We start from the raw sequence: 17,166 nt of genomic DNA, 5'->3' as shown, positions 1-17,166 counted from the left end.
AAAGCGCTGTATCAGTCCTGTATCGACCGTCCGGATCTCAGGCCGAGGTCACTCGCGGCATGCCGGGGCGTACGGACGAGATCCCAACAGCTCCGCCCACTCCTGTTCGGTGAGTACTCGTCCCGCGATCCCACAGGCGTGTTCCTGCCATACGGCGGGCTCGGCGACGACATGCTGCCAACCCCCCTGGAACTCCTTGAACATGACGGTGCGCTCATTGGGTTCGAGCCACACGTGGTGCCGTAGGACAAGACGGCCGGGAAGATCCGCCGACCAGTCCCCGAGATTCCATGTCATGATCGCACCCTCGATTCCGGCCGTGACCAACTCGCCGGTCGGTCGAAATTCGGCCGCGGTGACCCAGCCGTCATGACCGACCAGTGTCTCGAGGATCTCGCCGGTCATGGTGCTGGCCACCACGACCCCTGCACCTGCGATGGCGAGTAGCGGCCTGTCGGGGTGGAAGTCGGCCGCCCACGGAAAGGATGACAGCGAGATGGTGGTTGGTGCGGCGACCCCGGAGGTATCCACGATCCGCACCGCGCGTGGGCCGTCTCGGACCGCGATACGTCCGCCATCCGGACTGATGGCGAGAATTCCGTTGCCGGCGATCCGAGCGAGCTCTTCGCCCGTTGCCGTCTCAAGAACGATGGTCGTTTTGGATCCGCTGATATACATCCGCGAGCCGTCCGGAGAGAATTTCACGGCACTGAAGCTGAAGACCTGCTCGGACAGAGGATCGCGGAAGATTACGTCCAGATCCAGGAGAATCGGCCCGGTCAGGTTCCCCTTGGCGCCCCACCAGAGGGCGACCCCACCGGGCTGCCCTGTCGGCGCAAGCGCTGCAAAGAGGGATCCGTCGACCGAGAACTCGACGTCTGCGGCCGTCCGATCCACCCCCTCGTAGGTGGTCACGCCCGATCGGCCGGCGTCTGCGAGATCGAGCCTGCCCGTTCGCAGGAACGGGTCGGACGTCTCGCTGAAAACGACCGCCCCAGTGATGGGGTCGATCGCCGAGGTCACAACTCCGCTGCCGGACGGCGAGTACTCGCCGAGCTGCGTGCGGGCGTCGAGATCGAATAGGCGCACACCCTGATCGCTGTCGATCACCGATGCTCGGGTCCCGTCCTCGGCGACGGACATGCTCAAGGCGGCCACCTCGTCTTCCGGTATGCGGATGATGCTCGTCAGGTGGGGTGCGCGTGAGATGACGCGTACGAGGTTGAGGCGTGTCTCGGAGCTGTCCCAGAGCCGGGTGGCCTCCACGGCGAGCAGAAGCGCGCGGTCGAAGTGGGGCTCGTCGAGCGCGCGTGCGGCGACGCGCCGTGCCTCGGCGGCCGTCGCGGCGTGATTCGCCTGGAGCCCCGCGAGGATGCCGGCCGTGACAGCGACGATCGCGAGAGCGGCTGCCCCGGCCGACACCCAGGACAGTCGGCGCACCATCCGGCGCTCTTTGCGGAGCTGTCCTTGCGCGGCGGCGAGTGCTGCGGTCTCATGCGCTGCCGCGGCGTCGAGGAACTCTCGCTCAACCGCGGTGATCGCGGGATCGACCGCGTCCCGCCAGTGCTGGGCCGTCGACAGCCGGCCGCCACGGTAGAGCTCGCTGTCGGGTCGGCCCATCGCATCCCAGGCGGCGGCGGAGGAGCTGAGGTGCCGCATGATCCGTTGGCCCTCGACATCGTCCGCGAGCCACTCCTTCAACCGTGGCCATTCCCGTGCAAGCGCTTCGTGAGACACCTCAACCGACTCCTCGTCTGTCGTGATGAGCCGGGCATCGACCAGCCGGTCGACGATCTGCGCGTGCGCGTCGTCGATCGCGATGCGCGTGCGTTCGACGCGACGAGAGACGACCGCACCGTCCGCGGAGGCTTCGACGAGACGGAGCAGGATGTCGCGCAGCAACCGCACGCCCTCCTCCGAGAGCGTCGCGAAGACCTCCTCCGCGGTCTTCGCGACGGCACCAACGATCTCACCGGATGCCCGATACGCCTCGACCGTCAGAACGCGGCCCTCACGACGGAACCACACCTGACGCAAAGCGTGAGAAAGCAGCGGAAGCGTGCGCCCATCCGCATCGCGGACCAGGATCTCCACGAGGCCCGGCTCCAGGATGAGGCCCGCCTGATCTGCAGGCCTCTCGATCACGGTTCGGAGGCTGTCGGGTCCGAGCGCGGTGAGGAGGAGCAGATGCGACTGGATGATCTGGGCGAATCCTTGGTGATCGGCCAGGTCTCCGAGACGGTCGGCGCGGATGGCGACGACGAGCATGCCGCAGTACACCATCTGCGACAGGGCGTCGAAGAATTCGCGGATCTCGGCGGGGTCATCGGCGGCGAAGGCCTGCTCGCATTGATCGACGATCAGGAGCGACTCTCCCACGGGCAGATCGACATCGCGAAGGACATCGATCGGGTGCTCGCCGGGCGTCACGATGGCGACGTCGACACCTCGCGCGAGGAACTCGGCAGCGATCCCTGCCCTCACGAATGAGGACTTGCCGACGCCCGATGAGCCGGCGACGAGCAGCACGCCGCGCTCCTCGAGCGCCCGAACAGCGCCGATCAGCTCCTGCTCGCGACCGAAGTACCGCTCGGCATCCGCCACTCCCGCGGGAGGCAGCCCGAAGTACGGGCATTCCGGGCTCTCGGCTCGGAACACCCGGTCGGACATCAGCGCGGGATCCTGCCGGAGGATCGCCTGCTCCAGCTCGGCGAGCTCGGTGCACGGATCCAGGCCCAGCTCGGCGGCGAGCAGCACGCGCGCCCTGCGGACCGTGGCGAGCGCATCCGCTTGCCGACCCTGGCGGTACTGCGCCACGCTCAGCACCACCCAGCGTCGCTCGCGCAATGGTGCCTCGGCGACGCGGGCGCGCGCCAATGCGGTCACCTCCTGTACATCACCTGCTTGCAGCCGCGCGTCCAGAAGCAGCTCCTCCACACCGAGCCGCAGCTCCGCCAGACGTCCCGACGCGATCCGAGCCGGCCCCCAGTCCATGAGCTCGACGTAGGGCTCCCCCCGCCACAGTGCGAGCGCCTCCGAGAATGTGTGCGCTGCCCGCTCGGGCTCGCCTAGCTCCAGCTGACGCGAACCCCTTGTGACAAGTCGTTCGAACCGCTCGGCGTCGACGTCGATGTGCTCCGGGATCAAGCGGTACCCGCGCGGGGTCGTCTCGATCCGGTCGGGCGCGATGAGCCTGCGCAGCCGCATGATGCAGCCCCGAATGACATGGGACCATGAGGCGGGAGGATCATCTCCCCAGACCGCCGCCGCGAGGGAATCGACGGACAGGGATGCGCCGAGCCGGATGGTGAGCGCACCCAGCACCGCACGATCCCGCGGAGCCAGTGGAATCCGGCCATCGTCGAGTGTCAGCGCTCCAAGAACGCGAACCTCCATGGGGCCACTGTGCGCCCGGCTCCGACATCCGTCAAGACAGCTGCTATCGGCCGAACACGTCCGGAAGGCCCGTTTGTCCTGACACGATCGCACCGTTCCCGGTGAGCGGCGACATCGACGTCGGCACGTAGCTCGTGACCGGCAAATCCGGTGACCTCCGAGGTCAACCCGTCCCAGAATGCAGGCGTGGTGATCTGGGTCTGCTGTCGCTACCAGGCTGTCCTGCCAGCAGACGGCACAATGCACGCCGGGCATCCGCGAGATCGATGCGCTCCTGCTCGATTCGTCTTGTCGCTGCGGGGCCGGATGTGGCGATCGCCGCGTAGCAGTCCGCCTCCTCCGGGGTGAGATTCGCCAGCCGCGCTGTCGATGGCTGCAGGAGCTTGCCCGTGCGGTCCCGGTCGACCCCCAGGTGGACGTAGCGCACGCGTGTCGCCTCGTCCATGAGGATCGACTCGACGCTGACCCCGCGCGGTGACATCTCCGATCTGAGATTGTCGAGGATGGCGAAGCCGTCGCTGTCGATGTCTCCCCAGTAGACGATGCGGGCTCCGGTGATCCAGTCGATCCCACCGAGTAAGACCGCGGCGGCCATACCGCCACCCTCGACGACCACGGTGTCGGCGAGCCCGGGAAACCACAGACGACAGTCTCGGTTCTCGACGATGAGCACATTCCTCGGAAGGTATGCGAGTTCGTGGCTGTCGCCGGTGGTCCACGCGTCGTGGCGCCGACCACCGGTGGCGAGGTAGTCGGGGTCGACGTAGGTGAAGTGGATGACCGAGAGCCGCGGTCGCGTCTCGACCGCGGGGTCGCGGTCGACGAGCGCCGCGATGAGCTGCCGGTGGCCCGACAGCCACTTCGTATGCATGCCGGGAACCGGTAGCTGGCGGGACGTCCACCCGCTGAGGTCCTCGTGCTCGCGCAGCCAGGCGGCGACATCGACGGCGACATCCACGTCCGCATCGGAGAGCCGGCAGACCGTCCGCAGCGTTCCGGGCGTGAGGATCGCTCCGGTATCCCGCAGGCGAGCACCGACCTTGCGGGCGCGGTCCACATCCTCCTCGAGCGGGGATGCCGCGAAGTGGGCGAGTGCACGGATGCCGGCGGCCAGGGAGTCGATGTGAAGTCGCCGTGGTTCGACCGTGGTCCGGCCGGCGACGTTGATCCTGCTCTCCTCGAGGCGGACGCCCTTGAGGTCGGTGAGACCGGCGTTCCGCCATGCCGTGCGCCACTCGTGCCACGCTGGGATTCCGACTCGCTCGACGCTCGCCGAGCCTGAGATTCCCGGTCGCAATGACACCGCGAACGGCCGCTCGGCCTCGCCGACGAGTTCCGCGTAGATCCGCTCCGCCCATGAGTGCTCGAGGTGGCGTGCGAGCGCCTTCGCGGCGTCGGCCGGCTGGAGGAGCCGTTCGCTCACCCGCGAGCCTCCGAGAGGGCCACCTTCGGCTTGGCCCACGAGCGGCCGTGGGTGTCTTTGAGGATGTCGTACTCGACATCGACGTGCGGCTCGATCGCGCTGTACTTGTCGTTCGGAGCGCCGATGATGAGCTGGAACCCGAGACCGCGCCAGGCGCCGATCGCGCGCTTGGTGAAGTGCGCGTCGGCCTTGATGAGGGCTTCGTCGAGGAACACGGGAGCGTACCGTGGGCGCTCGGCGCCGGCGTCACCCAGCTGGTATCGCAGGGCCGCTCCGACGATGAACGCGATCAGCTCCTGGGACTCCCCGCCGGACTTCTCGCCGATGTGATCGTAGAGCGCGACGTGCTGCGCGGTGGTGGCGTGGATGCGCTCCGCGCTCACCCGCACGTGATTTCGGACGTCGACGAGTTCGGCGAAGTCCGGAGCATTGCGGCGCAGGCGGTTGATCAACCGCGACATCCGGTGGTAGGCGCGTTCGCGCTCCTCGTCGGTGGCGACGGATTCGATCAGCGCGCGCACCTCGCGGAGCTCTTTGCGGAATCGCCGGCGTACCTCGGACTGATTCTCGCGCGGTGTGATCTGCAGCCGGTGGTCATCGTCGTAGAACGGCAGATCCTGCATGATCACGTTGATGGGATCGATGCGGTCGCGGATCTCCCGCAGCGAACGGCTGAGTGTCGAATCGAGGTTGGTGAGGTCGTTCCCCGAGAGCTTCAGCAGGCTGTCGCGCCACTCCGTCTCCAGTTCGTGCAGGCCACTGGTCTCGAGGTCGGCGAGGATGCGCTCGAAGTCGCCGAGCGAATGGTCTGGGTCGGCGAGAAGGTTCGGGTTGGGCCAGCGATCCAGGAAGCCGCTCAGGGTCCGCCGCAGGCTCTCTCGCTGTTCCGCCACGGCGTCCTGGGCGGCGCGCTGATCGTCGCCGAACCGGCGCGCCGCGGAGTCGAGCGCCGCATCGAAGCGCGCCAGATCCTGCGTGCGCGTCGAAGATCCGGTCTGGTCGGGAACAAGGAACTGCGTGTCGAGGTAGGACGCCTGGTCATCGCCAAGCGCACGCCCTGCGGCCTCTGCCGCGTCGATCACCGCCTGGGCGGCGTCGACCTCGTCGGTTGTGGCCGCCCACGCATCGGCGAGGCGCTTCCGCTCCGCCTTGGCGCCGCCGATCTCCTCGCGCAGCTCGGCGGCCTCCTTTCTCTTCTGGTCGATCCGGGACTGGATGCCGGCGATGGCGGGGTTCGCGGCGGTGACGTCTGCGATGATCGCCTGCCACCGTTCGCGTTCCTGTTCGAGGGAGGCGACGTCGACCTCCTCCCAGGTGAGGCCCTGGATCTTCGCATAGGCGGCGAGCCGCGCGTCGAAGGCGTCGAGCTCCACAGCGGCCTCGGCGGCCGTCGTCTGGGCGGCTGCGAGCTCGGCGCGGACGGCCCCCAGCTGCGCATCGAGTTCGCCGAGGCGACGGTGGGTGGAGAAGCCGAGGACGTTGCCTCGACCGTGCCCGCCGTGCGCCCCGCGCGATCCGTGCGAGGTCTGCCCGGTGATCGTCAGCGTCATCCGGTGGTCCGCCAGCTGAGTCGCCGCGTCGACGCAGACGTAGCCGAACCGTCGGTCCAGCTCCTCCTGCAGCCAACCAGTGAAGGGGGTGCTCTTGTAGTCGAGCCGGCCGGGAAGGGTATGCGGGTCCCGTGCGCGGGCCTCCGGAAGGCCGGTGTGCACGCCCTCGTAGCGGAGGCGGTCGGCAGTGCGGACCGAGTCGATGGCGGCGCGGAACGCCGGCAGCAGCGCGACGTCGATGAGCAGCGTGGTGGCGAAGCCCCCGAGTGCGAGGTTGAAGGCCTCCCGCCAGGGCTCGAACTCCGTGCGGACCTCTATGAGCTCGCCGACGAAGGGCAGGTCGCCGGTGGCCAGGCCGGCAGCGCGCGCCAGCAGCTCACGGGATCGGCGGAGCCGGTCGGGGATGTTGTCGTCGCGGCCTTCGGCTTCGCGCCGCTCGGTCTCGAGGTCGGTCACGCGCGCCGCGAGGGCGTTCCTGGCGCCGACCGCAGCCGCGTACGCCTCACGGAGTGTCTGCTTGGCATCGCTGTCGGCGGCCGCCTCGCGGGCGCGACGCGACAACGCCTCGAACTCCCGCGCCGAGCCGACCTCGATCTGCAGCACCTCGAGGGCGGCATCGAGCTTCTCGCGCTCCCGTCCCACGCTCGCGAGCCGGTTCTCGAGTCCGCGCAGCTCCCGGTGCGCGGTCTCGAGCCGGTCGCCGCCCGCCGCGCGCAGCACCTCTCCGAGACCTTCCCGCGCCAGGTCCGCTGCCTCGGCCAGCGTCTGCTTCTCACGCACGGCGGCATCCGCGGTGCGGGTGCCGGCCTGCAATTCGGCTTCGACATCGCGCAGCAGGTCGAGGCGGCGGGATGCCCGCCACAGCGTCGCCAGCGAATCCGGCTCGGTGAAGCGGCCGATGGCGTCGAGCAGGCGCAGCCGCTCGGCCGCGCCTTCGATCCGCGCCCGCGCCGACCTGATCGGCTGCAGCGCGCGCACCTGATGCTGCGCGGTCAGCATGCGGCTGCGGGTGCCCTCGAGACCGTCGAAATGCGCGACCACCGCGTCGGCGGTGGCCAGTGTCTCGGGCTCCTCGAGCACCATCCGCTTGTAGAGGTCGTCGACGGTGGTGATCTGCTGCCCGGCCTGGATGCGGGCGAGGAGGCTCATCGCCTTGGCGCCGGCGCCGGCCGCGCCGATGCCGAGCACGGTATGAAGACGAGCAGAGAACTCGCGGTCGGTCGCGACGGTGTCCAATCCGACACTCTTGACGGCGGCATCCGTCAATCGCAGCGATGCCGCGGCTTCGAGCGAGCTCAGATCGAACGGACCATTGACGGTCGCACGCACACGCACCGTGTCCTCCAGGACGCGCGCGGCCGCCGGGATGTACCAGGCGCGCACCGCCGTGAAGCGAGAGCCGTCGTGATCGAGCCAGGTCATCGAGATCGCCGACCAGGTGTCGGTGCCGTCGCCGCGGAGCACCGTGAGCTTCGTGCCGTCCTCGGTGCGGGTTTCGTCGGTCTTGCCCCGCCCGTACGAGAGGATGTTGCGCTGCTCCTGACCCCGCGGCCGCCCGACGACGGCGCCGTTGGAGGCGCCGTTGAACGGAGTCGTGTGCGGCATCATGAGGGCCACATACGCGTCCATCAACGTCGACTTGCCGGAGCCCGATCCGCCGCACAGCAGCGTGGCCGCCGGCGAGAAGCGGACGCGGTGCGCCCCGTCGTAACCGCCCCAGTTGACGAGCTGGAGCTCATCGGCCACCCACTGCTGCCCGCGGGATGCCGCGGGGATGAGCCCGAAGAGCGTGTCGAGCATGGTCACAGTGGGGCCTCCGTGCTGTCGCCATCGACATCGAGGTCAGCGTCATCGACATCGTCCGCGTCCTCGTCGTCCGCCTCATCGAGGTCGATCGGTCCGGACCGCGCCGACTGCGTCTCGAGCCAGTCCCGCAGCGCCCGCAGGCGGTCGGAGCTGAGCAGGATCTCGACGAGTGCGTTGATCCGGTACCGGCCCTCCGACTCCTCCTCGATGACGCCGTCCTGGCGCAGCCGGGCGACCGCGCCGCGAATCGCCTTCTGCCGGCGGGCGGTGCTGCCGTCCGCCTCGGCGAAGTAGGTCAGGACCGTCTGCTCGATCTCCTCGATGTCGACGCGCGCCGATGACTCACCGGCGGTCGTCTCGCGCTGGAAAACCGTGCGCAGATGCACCAGCACGAGCGTCTCGGCGCGTGAGTACGCCTCATCGCGCAGCAGGATCGGGATCTCGAGCTCGTCCGACCGGATCTGCTCCTTGTACGCGACGCCGCGATCGTGGTCCACCACGAGCCGGACGAAGAGGTCGTTCAGGCGCGACTCGATGGTGTGCTGGTGATCCATCAGCACGGTCCACTCGCCGCGGTTGCGGTCGGCGAGCAGGAAGCGGCGCTGCAGCAGGCGCACGAGCACGCGCCGCACCTCGGGGTCGAGGACGCCCCGATCGCCGGGAAAGAGCTCCTCCGGATCGTGCTCCATCGCGACCGGATCGATGAACGGGTCGTCCGTCGCGGTGTCGGGCGCGGTCGCGAGGTCAGTCATTCTCAGGCTCTTTCACAGTGCGGGCGGTCACGGCGCCGAAAGCGAACCGGCGACTCGACCCATCGGGCCGTCGCGCTTCGGCGACGGAGACCTCGTCGCTCTCGGTCATGCCGTTGCGATGGGCGATCTCCAGGAGTCCGAGGAGGTCGACGGGGCGGCGCGTGTCGTCCGCGGCGCGCTCGAAGGCGGTCGCGAGGTCGAAGCGATCGCCGAGCGTCGCGACGTATTCTTCGAGCTCCGCGTACCTGGGCCCGCCCCAGGCGCGGGTGTCGGCATCCACGAATTCGATGTCGTCCGGTGCCGTCAGCGGCGCCGGGGCGCCCTGCGGGCGGAGGTCGCTGAGCGACTGCCGAAGGTGCCCGATGTCGGACACGGGCAAGGTGTGCAGCGGCTCGACGCGGTCGCCGGGCTTCGAGCTCTGCATCCACACGTGGAGTCCCGACATCACGCTTCGCAGAAGCTCGTCGACCTGACGGTCGCGGATCGGGTCATGGGTGCGCACCTGCGCCGTGATGACCTGCGACGCCCGACGCTGCGCGGTGAGGACGTCCTGCACGCCCTTCTCGACCTGGCGTCCGATCGAGTCGAGATCGCTGCGCTGTGAGGTGCCCATCAACCGGGAGAAGGGCTGCGCGAGCAGGGTGCGCAGCTGCGTGGTCAGGCGGTCGATGTGCTCCGGGTCGCCGATGAGGCGCAGCGCGCCTTCGAACGCTCTCCCCTCCGGCGTCGACTGCATCACGTGCTGACCGCGCTGCAGGTACTCGCGGAGGATCTCACCAGTGGGACGGATGTCGCGGCGCAGGTCCGCGACGACATCCCGCTGCATCGCCTTGATCGATTCCGCGACGCGGGAGAAGTCCGCGGGCAGCTCGCGAGCGAGGTGGAGGACGTTCTCCGCCTCCTCGAGCAGTTGCTCATCGTCGATCGGCTCCGCTTCGTCGTTGCGCAGCCGGGCGATCTCCGCATCAAGCGCATCACGCTCTTCCAGCAGCAGGGCGATCCGCTGCTCCGGGTCGGATTCCGCGTCACGCGACAGCCGCTCGACGGCGTCCAGCAGCGTCCGCACCCGCGACCGCGACACCCGCGCGCGTCCGCCCCCGGTCCGGCCCGCGATCTCGAGCGCGCCGACGGCATGCGCGGTCAGCCGGTAGACCTCGACATCGTCCTCGAGCTGCGGCGCGAGCCAGCCGACGCGCACCCAGCTGCGACAGATCTCGCGAGCGGTCCCGACGGGGAGCCGGCGCTCGTCCTCGTCGTATCCTGCCGCGCGCAGCTCTTCGAGAGCCTCGCCGATCTCGGCGTGGGCGTCGGCGACCGCGACCGAGCGGCGCTCGGACGTGAACACGATCGACAGCATGGCCACGACGAAGGGCGCATAGCGGCCGTGGAGAAGATCGAGAGTCGGATCCTTGAACGCCAGTACCGAACGCCGGTAAGCAGCCTCGGCGCGCGTATTCGACATCGTTGCAAGATTAGCCGTGCTGCCGACACCCCCGCTGAGCAGACCGCGACGAGCGCGAGGATGTCGCTGTGCTCAGTTCTACTGACCCGGTTCCGCGATCGGGTCAGCCAGACGGCCCGACCGGATCGATCAGGGCTCCGTCGCCGTTCTCGGGCAGGTCCCCCGCTCGACCGGCTCGAGGCGACCGCTGGAAGGTCGGAGACGCGGACCGCGCGGAGTGGACCGGCTGGGAGGTACTGGCGTTACACGTAAGAGCAGCCACTACCTCAGGTTGGGCCGCTGGAGTTCACTGGAACACGCATGCTTCGCCGCCATGCCTTGACCGATACCGCTCCCGCCCCTACCAAGAAGGAACCACCTCATGACTGAAGTCGCCGTCCTCATCGGCACCGGAAGCATCGGCGTCGCCGTCGGCCGCCGCGCCGCCGTGGGCCGCAAACTCCTCCTGGCGGATTTCAACGAACAGACGATGGCGGATGTCGCCTCCCGGCTGCACGGCGAAGGCTACGACGTCACCACCCAGCAGATCGACATCGCCGACCATGGCTCCGTCGCATCCCTCGCCGACGCTGCGGCGAGCCTCGGCGACGTCACCCGCGTCATCATCGCGGCCGGCGTCTCACCCGTCCAAGCCAACACGCAGCGCGTCCTCGAGGTCGACCTCGCCGGCACCGCCTACGTGCTCGAGGAGTTCGGCCGCGTCATCGCACCAGGCGGGTCTGGTGTCGTGATCGCGAGCATGGCCGGGCACATGGGCGACGGGTACCCGAAAGACGTTGAGTACGCCCTCGCCAATACGCCTGCGGCGGAGCTCTTGGAACTCGCAGCGCTCGACCCGGAAGCGGTCGGAGATTCCGGCGCCGCGTACACCCTCGCCAAGCGCGCCAACGCGCTCCGCGTGCAGGCAGCCGCTGTGACGTGGGGTGCCCGTGGCGCCCGTGTGAACTGCCTCAGCCCCGGCATCATCTCCCCCTCTGGCCCAGGACGAGATGACCGGCCCGAACGCCGCCGGCTATGCCGCGATGATCGACACCTCCGCCGCGCGACGGATGGGCACCCCGGTCGAGATCGGGAACATCGCCGCGTACCTGCTCGGCCCGGAAGGCGCGTTCATCACCGGCTCGGACCTGCTCATCGACGGCGGGGTCATCGCGGCCATGCGCGCCGGCCGGCTCGGCTGACCTGATTGGAGATCTTCGACATGAGTACCTGGACCAAGCAACACCTCGACACGCTCGCTCGCGCGAGCGAGATCCGCGTCGCCGGGCGCCGCCAAGACGGCTCCGCGCGCACGCTCGTCACCGTGTGGCACGTCGTCGTCGACGGCGCTCTGTACGTTCGCTCCGTCTACGGGCCCGAGGGCCAGTGGTACAGGGGCGTCATCCGCCATCTGGAGGGGTTCGTGTCCTGGGGCGGGGACACGCAGCCTGTCACCTACATCCCGGATCACGCCCACGACTCGGACATCGACGACGCCTACTTCGCGAAGTATGGCCGGGGTGCGCCATCCCAGCACATCACCAGCCCCATCGCGAAGACCACGACGCTTCGCATCGAGCCGAGGTAGTCGGCGACGCAAGCTGAACGAGTGAGCCCCTCGCCCCGAGACGGGACGAGGGGCTCACTCGTTCAGGCAATGTCCGTCACGCCTCGGGGATGGCGAAGGACAGGTACCGGTCGTCCGCCTCGGCGGAGGGCTGATAGGTGCTGCGGCCCGTGTCGAGCCCGTCGATGCGGGCGACCTCGTCGGCGGTGAGCTCGAAGTCGAAGATGTCGAAGTTCTCGGCGATCCGCTCCGGCCTCACAGACTTGGGAATGGCAGACCGGCCTTGCTGCACGTGCCAGCGCAACATGACCTGCGCCGCGCTCTTCCCGTGAGCTGCGCCGATGCCCTGCAGCACCTCATCCTCCAAGGTGCTCCTGCGATCGTCCCCGAATCCCGGGTAGAACGTGATGCCGCCGATCGGAGACCACGCCTGCGTCACGATGCCCAGTCCCGCGTGCAGCTCCTGAAGCTCGCGCTGCTGCGAGTACGGGTGCAGCTCGATCTGGTTCACCGCCGGCACCACGCTCGTCTGCGCCTGCAGGTCGGCGAGGTGCTGGGGCTGGAAGTTGGAGACCCCGATCGCGCGCACGCGCCCGTCAGCAAGCAGCTGCTCGAGCGCCTGATAGGCAGCGATGGTCCGGTCGAACCGGCTCGCGAGCGGCTGGTGCAGGATCAGCAGGTCGATCACATCGACGCCGAGCTTGCCAACGGCTTTGTCATAAGCGTGGAGGGTCTCGTCGAAGCCGAAGTCACTGACCCAGATCTTGGACTCCAGGAAGATCTCGTCGCGATCGATGCCGGATGCGCGGATGCCTTCGCCCACGCTGCGCTCGTTCAGATACGACGCCGCGGTGTCGATGTGGCGGTAGCCGGTGCGAAGCGCAGTCGTCACCGCTTCAGCTGTTTCGGCAGCCGGCGTCTGGAAGACGCCGAGACCGAGGGCCGGCATCGTCACTCCGTTGTTCAGTTCGAGTTGGATAACCATCTTTCGACTGTACGAACGCGCAGGCCGCGGCTGGGAGTGACTGTCATTACACCCCTGCGGCTGCCCGGATGCCTGTGTCCAGATGGCCGACCGCGATGTTGAAGCGCGTACTGACAGGGCCTCCCTCGCCAGAGGTGTCCGGCGCACACTGGACAACAGCTTCATCAGACCAGCGAAGGGAAACCCGATGCAAGTACAGCGGCCGGACACGGTCAAGAATCCGCCCGAGTGGTTCACGGGCGACGTATGGCTCGACCCGATCGCCGCGCCCAGCGCACCCGGACAGCAAGCCAACGCCGGTCTCGTCCGTTTCGCTCCTGGCGCGCGAACCGCGTGGCACTCGCATCCCGGAGGGCAGACCCTTCATGTCCTGGAAGGGATCGCGCGGATACAGTCCCGTGGCAGCGCGGCCGTGGAGGTTCCGGCCGGACAGACCGTGATCTGCCCGCCCGATGAAGAGCACTGGCATGGCGCCGCGCCCGGAAGCTTCATGACCCACCTCGCCATCTGGGACACCCTTCCCGGTCAGCCCAGCGCGGTCTGGGGCGACCACGTCACCGACGCCGAGTACGACGCACGCGGCAACGGCGGGGCGACGCACGAACAGGAGTGACGCCGCGTCAGCCGCCCGGTCCGACCGGATCGATCGGCGCACCGTCGCCGTTCTCCGGCGTCTGCGACGCGCATCCGCTGAGCGACACGGCGACGAGGGCGACGACACCAACGGTCGCCGAAGCCACGCCGCGGAGTGAATAGTGACTGTCATTACACCCCCTGCGGCCACCGGATGCCTGTGTCCAGACGACCGACCGCGATCTTGAAGCGCGTACTGACAGGGGTGGGGGTGCGGTCGTCGAGGTTCCGCCCGGACAGACCGTGATCTGCCCGACTCAGGTGGCACCGGCGTGAGGGGCTGAATCGCGCACTTCCGAGACGAGCCGGTATAAGCATCACGCTCAAATGGCGGTCATCCCTCACTGTCGCTCCAGGGGCCGCCGCACATTTCGGCGGGGAGCTCTTCAAGGGAGACGATCTGATGGCAAACAACACCGCAGCCGACATCGTCAAGAGTGTCGGCGGGCCGGCCAATATCGATAGCCTCACGCATTGCGCGACCCGGCTGAGATTCCAGCTGGTGGACTCTTCAAGCGTCGACCAGAAAGTCGTCGAGGCCATCCCGGGTGTGATGGGCGCGGTACCGCAAGCCGGCGACCGCTACCAAGTCGTCATGGGCGGCGCGGTCCAGACCGTATACAACGACATCATGGCGCTTCCGGATATGAAGTCCGGCGGCGGAGGTGGCGGGGCCGACGATATCGACGCGATCAAGGCGCGGGAGCGCGCCAAGGGCGTCCGCGGCAAGGTCGCGTGGATCGACTCCTTCTTCGAGTTCCTGTCGGACTCGTTCCGGCCGCTCCTCGGGGCATTGCTCGGGGCGTCGTTCTTCATCACCTTCATGGCCCTCATGGCCACTCTGAACGTCATCCCCGACTGGAACGCGCCCGGCGTCACGCTGGAACCGCAGTGGGCGTTCGTCAACCTGATGTGGCAGTGCATCTTCGTGTTCCTGCCGCTGATGGTCGCCTACAACGCATCGAAGAAGATCGGCGCCGACCCCTGGGTGGGTATCGGGATCATGGCGGTGCTGATGCTCCCGGGGTTCCTGGCGCTCGGCGATGGGGTGGAGCCGACGAACGTCTTCGGCGTGGACGTCACGATCGTCCCCATCTTCGGCTTCCCGCTGACGATCTTCGACTACAGCTCGCAGGTCTTCCCGCCGCTGCTCATGGCCGCTGCCCTCGGTCCGCTCTACAAGCTGCTGCGCAAGATCATCACGCCCAACCTGCAGCTCATCTTCGTGCCGTTCCTCGCGATGCTCGTCATGATCCCGCTGACGGCGTTCATATCGGCCCGATCGGCGTCTACGCCGGGGCTGCGCTGGCGAACCTGCTCGCGGCGATCAACGGCTTCTCGCCGTTCATCTTCGCGATCGTCATCCCGCTCGCCTATCCCTTCATGGTGCCGCTGGGTCTGCACTGGCCCATCAACGCCGTCATGCTCCTGAACATCCAGACACTCGGATACGACTTCATCCAGGGCCCGATGGGTGCGTGGAACTTCGCGTGCTTCGGCGCGACCGCCGGTGTGCTCGTGCTCGCGATGCGCCACCGTGACACGCAGATGCGGCAGACTGCGACGGGTGCCCTCGCGGCCGGCCTGCTCGGCGGGATCTCGGAGCCGTCTCTGTACGGAATCCATCTGCGCTTCAAGAGGATCTATCCGCGCATGCTCGTCGGATGCTTCGTCGGCGGCCTCATCATCGGCACGGGCAGCTGGATCATGAGCCTGCCGGACGGCATCACGACCCCGGCGTTCGTGTTCACATCGCTGCTGACGATCCCGGCGTTCGAACCGATCGGCCTCTACGCGATCGCGATCGCCGGCGCATTCTTCACGTCGATGTTCCTCGTGATGGGTGCCAACTTCCGCACGCCCGAGCAGCAGGCGGAGTTCGAGGCGGTACGGGATGCCGCCGAGGCCGCCGCCGTAGCGGAACACGTTGCGCCGGCGGCCGTGGAGGCGGGCGAGGCCCGCGCGATCGACGCATCGGAGCCTTCGGCCGCTGCAGCGACGGCCGCAACGGCCACCGCGCTGCTCGAGCGCGTCGCGATCGAGGTCGCCGCACCCCTCGACGGCGAGGTCGTACCTCTCTCGGAGGTGCCCGACCCCGTGTTCGCTGGAGGGACGATGGGCCCGGGTGTGGCCATCATCCCGGCCGGCGACACCGTGTACGCGCCAGCGCCGGGAGTCATCGCGGCTGCGCAGCCGACGGGTCACGCGTTCGGTCTCGTCCTCGACGGCGGGGTGGAACTGCTGATCCACGTCGGCATCGACACCGTCAACCTGAAGGGCGAGGGTTTCGACGTGAAGGTGAAGAACGGCGACCGCGTCGAGCTCGGTACGCCGCTCGTGACCTTCGATCGGAAAGTGATCGAGGCGGCCGGGTACCCGCTGATCACCCCCGTAGTCGTGCTCAACGCCGATGACTTCGGGGACATCACCCCCGTCCTTGAAGGCACGGTGACGGCCGGGACGCCGGTGATCACGGTGCTTCCCAAGCGGCCGGCGACGGACGCGCCACCATGACGGGTACTGCGTGCCGGGCGCTCAGTTCCTGTCGTCCACATCGCTGGCGCGGTACCGGTCCGGCTCCAGCGCTCGCGCGAAGCGTCGACCGCTGACGGTATGCGCGGAGATGCGCACCCAGCGGTATTTCAGGGTCGGCGCCCATGAAACGAGGCCGAGTGCATCGGCGGCGTCGATCTCACTCTGAGTCTCGAGGCGCCTCGCGGTCCCCTTGATCACCACGCTCGCGGCTTGTGCGTCGTCGTACTCGTCGACCTCGAAGGCGACCTGTCGGTTGGCGGAGATCTCAGCGAGTTTGGACCCCGGAGCCGTGCGGAAGAGCACAGACGGTCCGTCGACGACGTAGTTGACGGGAAAGATGTCGGGTACATCGTCGACACTGGTGGCGAGGCGTCCGAGTTCGCGCCGCGCGAGCAGATTCCAGCATTCATCGGTGGTCATTGCCAAGACGGCGGAGTCCTGATTCGAGTCCATGAGGATGAGCCTCCCGTGCGGAGCAGATGTCGGCGGGCGTCTGCTCTGCACAGTCAATCGCGGATGCAACGGATCCGCCACCGCGGGCGGCAGGCAGGTCGTGTTCGCTTTACGCCGGCGCCGTCACGGGAGGCGCAGACGATGTGTCATGGGCGCGCCAGAGTCCGGCGCCGGGCGCGAGCGTTGTCCGGACCACTCGAGGGGTCGTCTTCGGCGACGGGCGGCTCGTCGGTCTCCGGGTGCCACACGCCCTTGTCCTGATCGAGATCGCCGGATGCCGTGAGCGTGTGCTCCAGGTCGGTGTCGAAGTGGTCGGCGATGAGCATGATCCCGCCCGAGGAGTTCGCCGACTTGGCGAGCTCCTCGATCCATGCCCGGGACAGTTCCGCCGGCTTCGAGTCGTCGAAGACGAACCGCAGGGGGATCGACGGCCCTAGCCAGATGGTGGTGCGGCCGCGGGGCTGGTCCTCCGGATGCCGCCAGGACACCGTGAAGCTCTCGTTGCGCCGGAGCTTCGTGGCGATCACCACTTTGAGGTGCGCGAGCGCGCGGTCCTCGATGTGAATCGGGGTCGCAGACCCGCCGTAATAGATCGTCCCCATGGGACGAATCCTCGTTCGTCTGT

At 68.2% G+C, this 17,166-nt stretch carries 13 protein-coding genes and 1 pseudogene; 5 read left to right on the top strand and 9 right to left on the bottom strand.

The features are described from left to right. Positions 1 to 48 precede the first annotated feature (48 nt). From B2K11_RS18920 to B2K11_RS20720, 6 genes are all read right to left on the bottom strand, one after another. Positions 49 to 3,396 carry a BTAD domain-containing putative transcriptional regulator gene (locus B2K11_RS18920; RefSeq protein WP_163620642.1) on the bottom strand — a complete coding sequence of 1,116 codons (3,348 nt, stop codon included), beginning with the start codon at positions 3,394 to 3,396 and terminating at the stop codon, positions 49 to 51. Positions 3,397 to 3,559: 163 nt separating this feature from the next. After that, positions 3,560 to 4,819, bottom strand: a complete 1,260-nt coding sequence (locus B2K11_RS18915; RefSeq protein WP_163620641.1) for a Wadjet anti-phage system protein JetD domain-containing protein — start codon at positions 4,817 to 4,819, stop codon at positions 3,560 to 3,562. After that, positions 4,816 to 8,175 (bottom strand): SbcC/MukB-like Walker B domain-containing protein, encoded by a 3,360-nt coding sequence (locus tag B2K11_RS18910; RefSeq protein WP_163620640.1) that lies wholly within the window; start codon positions 8,173 to 8,175, stop codon positions 4,816 to 4,818. The genes B2K11_RS18915 and B2K11_RS18910 overlap by 4 nt, the downstream gene beginning before the upstream one ends. Further along, on the bottom strand, positions 8,172 to 8,927 hold the full coding sequence (locus B2K11_RS18905; protein ID WP_163620639.1) for a DUF4194 domain-containing protein: 756 nt from the start codon (positions 8,925 to 8,927) through the stop codon (positions 8,172 to 8,174). Before B2K11_RS18905 ends, B2K11_RS18910 begins: the two co-directional genes overlap by 4 nt. After that, a complete protein-coding gene (locus B2K11_RS18900) occupies positions 8,920 to 10,389 on the bottom strand; it encodes a DUF3375 domain-containing protein (RefSeq protein ID WP_163620638.1) in 1,470 nt (489 codons plus the stop codon). Before B2K11_RS18900 ends, B2K11_RS18905 begins: the two co-directional genes overlap by 8 nt. Before the next feature lie 340 nt (positions 10,390 to 10,729). Next, positions 10,730 to 10,933 carry a hypothetical protein gene (locus tag B2K11_RS20720; RefSeq protein WP_239526263.1) on the bottom strand — a complete coding sequence of 68 codons (204 nt, stop codon included), beginning with the start codon at positions 10,931 to 10,933 and terminating at the stop codon, positions 10,730 to 10,732. A 445-nt stretch (positions 10,934 to 11,378) separates the two neighbouring features. Between B2K11_RS20720 and B2K11_RS20520 the strand changes: the two genes are divergently transcribed. Next, positions 11,379 to 11,570, top strand: coding sequence for an SDR family oxidoreductase (locus B2K11_RS20520; RefSeq protein WP_204260194.1), 192 nt, complete (start codon positions 11,379 to 11,381; stop codon positions 11,568 to 11,570). A gap of 20 nt (positions 11,571 to 11,590) precedes the next feature. Continuing rightward, on the top strand, positions 11,591 to 11,956 hold the full coding sequence (locus B2K11_RS18890; protein ID WP_163620637.1) for a DUF2255 family protein: 366 nt from the start codon (positions 11,591 to 11,593) through the stop codon (positions 11,954 to 11,956). A 76-nt stretch (positions 11,957 to 12,032) separates the two neighbouring features. Here the strand turns inward: B2K11_RS18890 and B2K11_RS18885 are convergent, their stop codons facing one another. Beyond that, the gene (locus tag B2K11_RS18885) at positions 12,033 to 12,920 is read right to left on the bottom strand and encodes an aldo/keto reductase (RefSeq protein ID WP_163620636.1); all 888 of its coding nucleotides are present in this window, start codon (positions 12,918 to 12,920) and stop codon (positions 12,033 to 12,035) included. 82 nt (positions 12,921 to 13,002) lie between these two features. Between B2K11_RS18885 and B2K11_RS18880 the strand changes: the two genes are divergently transcribed. The 3 genes from B2K11_RS18880 to B2K11_RS20710 all read left to right on the top strand — a co-directional run bounded on the left by B2K11_RS18880 (position 13,003) and on the right by B2K11_RS20710 (position 16,067). Next, positions 13,003 to 13,533 carry a cupin domain-containing protein gene (locus B2K11_RS18880; RefSeq protein ID WP_345770794.1) on the top strand — a complete coding sequence of 177 codons (531 nt, stop codon included), beginning with the start codon at positions 13,003 to 13,005 and terminating at the stop codon, positions 13,531 to 13,533. A gap of 423 nt (positions 13,534 to 13,956) precedes the next feature. Beyond that, complete coding sequence (locus B2K11_RS20715; RefSeq protein WP_239526277.1) at positions 13,957 to 14,985, top strand: PTS transporter subunit EIIB; 1,029 nt, start codon at positions 13,957 to 13,959, stop codon at positions 14,983 to 14,985. Then, positions 14,868 to 16,067 (top strand): glucose PTS transporter subunit IIA, encoded by a 1,200-nt coding sequence (locus tag B2K11_RS20710; RefSeq protein ID WP_239526273.1) that lies wholly within the window; start codon positions 14,868 to 14,870, stop codon positions 16,065 to 16,067. The genes B2K11_RS20715 and B2K11_RS20710 overlap by 118 nt, the downstream gene beginning before the upstream one ends. A gap of 21 nt (positions 16,068 to 16,088) precedes the next feature. Here B2K11_RS20710 and B2K11_RS18870 read toward each other — a convergent pair whose 3' ends face one another. Both B2K11_RS18870 and B2K11_RS18865 read right to left on the bottom strand, forming a co-directional pair. Then, on the bottom strand, positions 16,089 to 16,541 hold the full coding sequence (locus tag B2K11_RS18870) for a pyridoxamine 5'-phosphate oxidase family protein (RefSeq protein WP_163620635.1): 453 nt from the start codon (positions 16,539 to 16,541) through the stop codon (positions 16,089 to 16,091). Between the two features lie 311 nt (positions 16,542 to 16,852). Further along, positions 16,853 to 17,143: pseudogene (locus B2K11_RS18865) on the bottom strand (hypothetical protein); the annotation flags it as partial. Positions 17,144 to 17,166: the final 23 nt, after the last annotated feature.

It is taken from the genome of Microbacterium sp. B35-30 (assembly GCF_010634855.1).
Taxonomy (GTDB): Bacteria; Actinomycetota; Actinomycetes; order Actinomycetales; family Microbacteriaceae; genus Microbacterium.
The sequence above is the reverse complement of the archived record's forward strand: the minus strand, read 5'-3'. Positions and strand labels throughout refer to the sequence as shown.

Bases quoted from the DNA above. Each gene is read 5' to 3' on its own strand.
- B2K11_RS18920 (WP_163620642.1), bottom strand. From the start codon at position 3,396: ATGGAGGTTCGCGTTCTTGGAGCGCTGACACTCGACGATGGCCGGATT.
- B2K11_RS18905 (WP_163620639.1), bottom strand. From the start codon at position 8,927: ATGACTGACCTCGCGACCGCGCCCGACACCGCGACGGACGACCCGTTC.
- B2K11_RS18900 (WP_163620638.1), bottom strand. From the start codon at position 10,389: ATGTCGAATACGCGCGCCGAGGCTGCTTACCGGCGTTCGGTACTGGCG.
- B2K11_RS20720 (WP_239526263.1), bottom strand. From the start codon at position 10,933: ATGGTCGGCGATGTCGATCTGCTGGGTGGTGACGTCGTAGCCTTCGCC.
- B2K11_RS20520 (WP_204260194.1), top strand. From the start codon at position 11,379: ATGACCGGCCCGAACGCCGCCGGCTATGCCGCGATGATCGACACCTCC.
- B2K11_RS18890 (WP_163620637.1), top strand. From the start codon at position 11,591: ATGAGTACCTGGACCAAGCAACACCTCGACACGCTCGCTCGCGCGAGC.
- B2K11_RS18885 (WP_163620636.1), bottom strand. From the start codon at position 12,920: ATGGTTATCCAACTCGAACTGAACAACGGAGTGACGATGCCGGCCCTC.
- B2K11_RS18880 (WP_345770794.1), top strand. From the start codon at position 13,003: ATGGCCGACCGCGATGTTGAAGCGCGTACTGACAGGGCCTCCCTCGCC.
- B2K11_RS20715 (WP_239526277.1), top strand. From the start codon at position 13,957: ATGGCAAACAACACCGCAGCCGACATCGTCAAGAGTGTCGGCGGGCCG.
- B2K11_RS18870 (WP_163620635.1), bottom strand. From the start codon at position 16,541: ATGGACTCGAATCAGGACTCCGCCGTCTTGGCAATGACCACCGATGAA.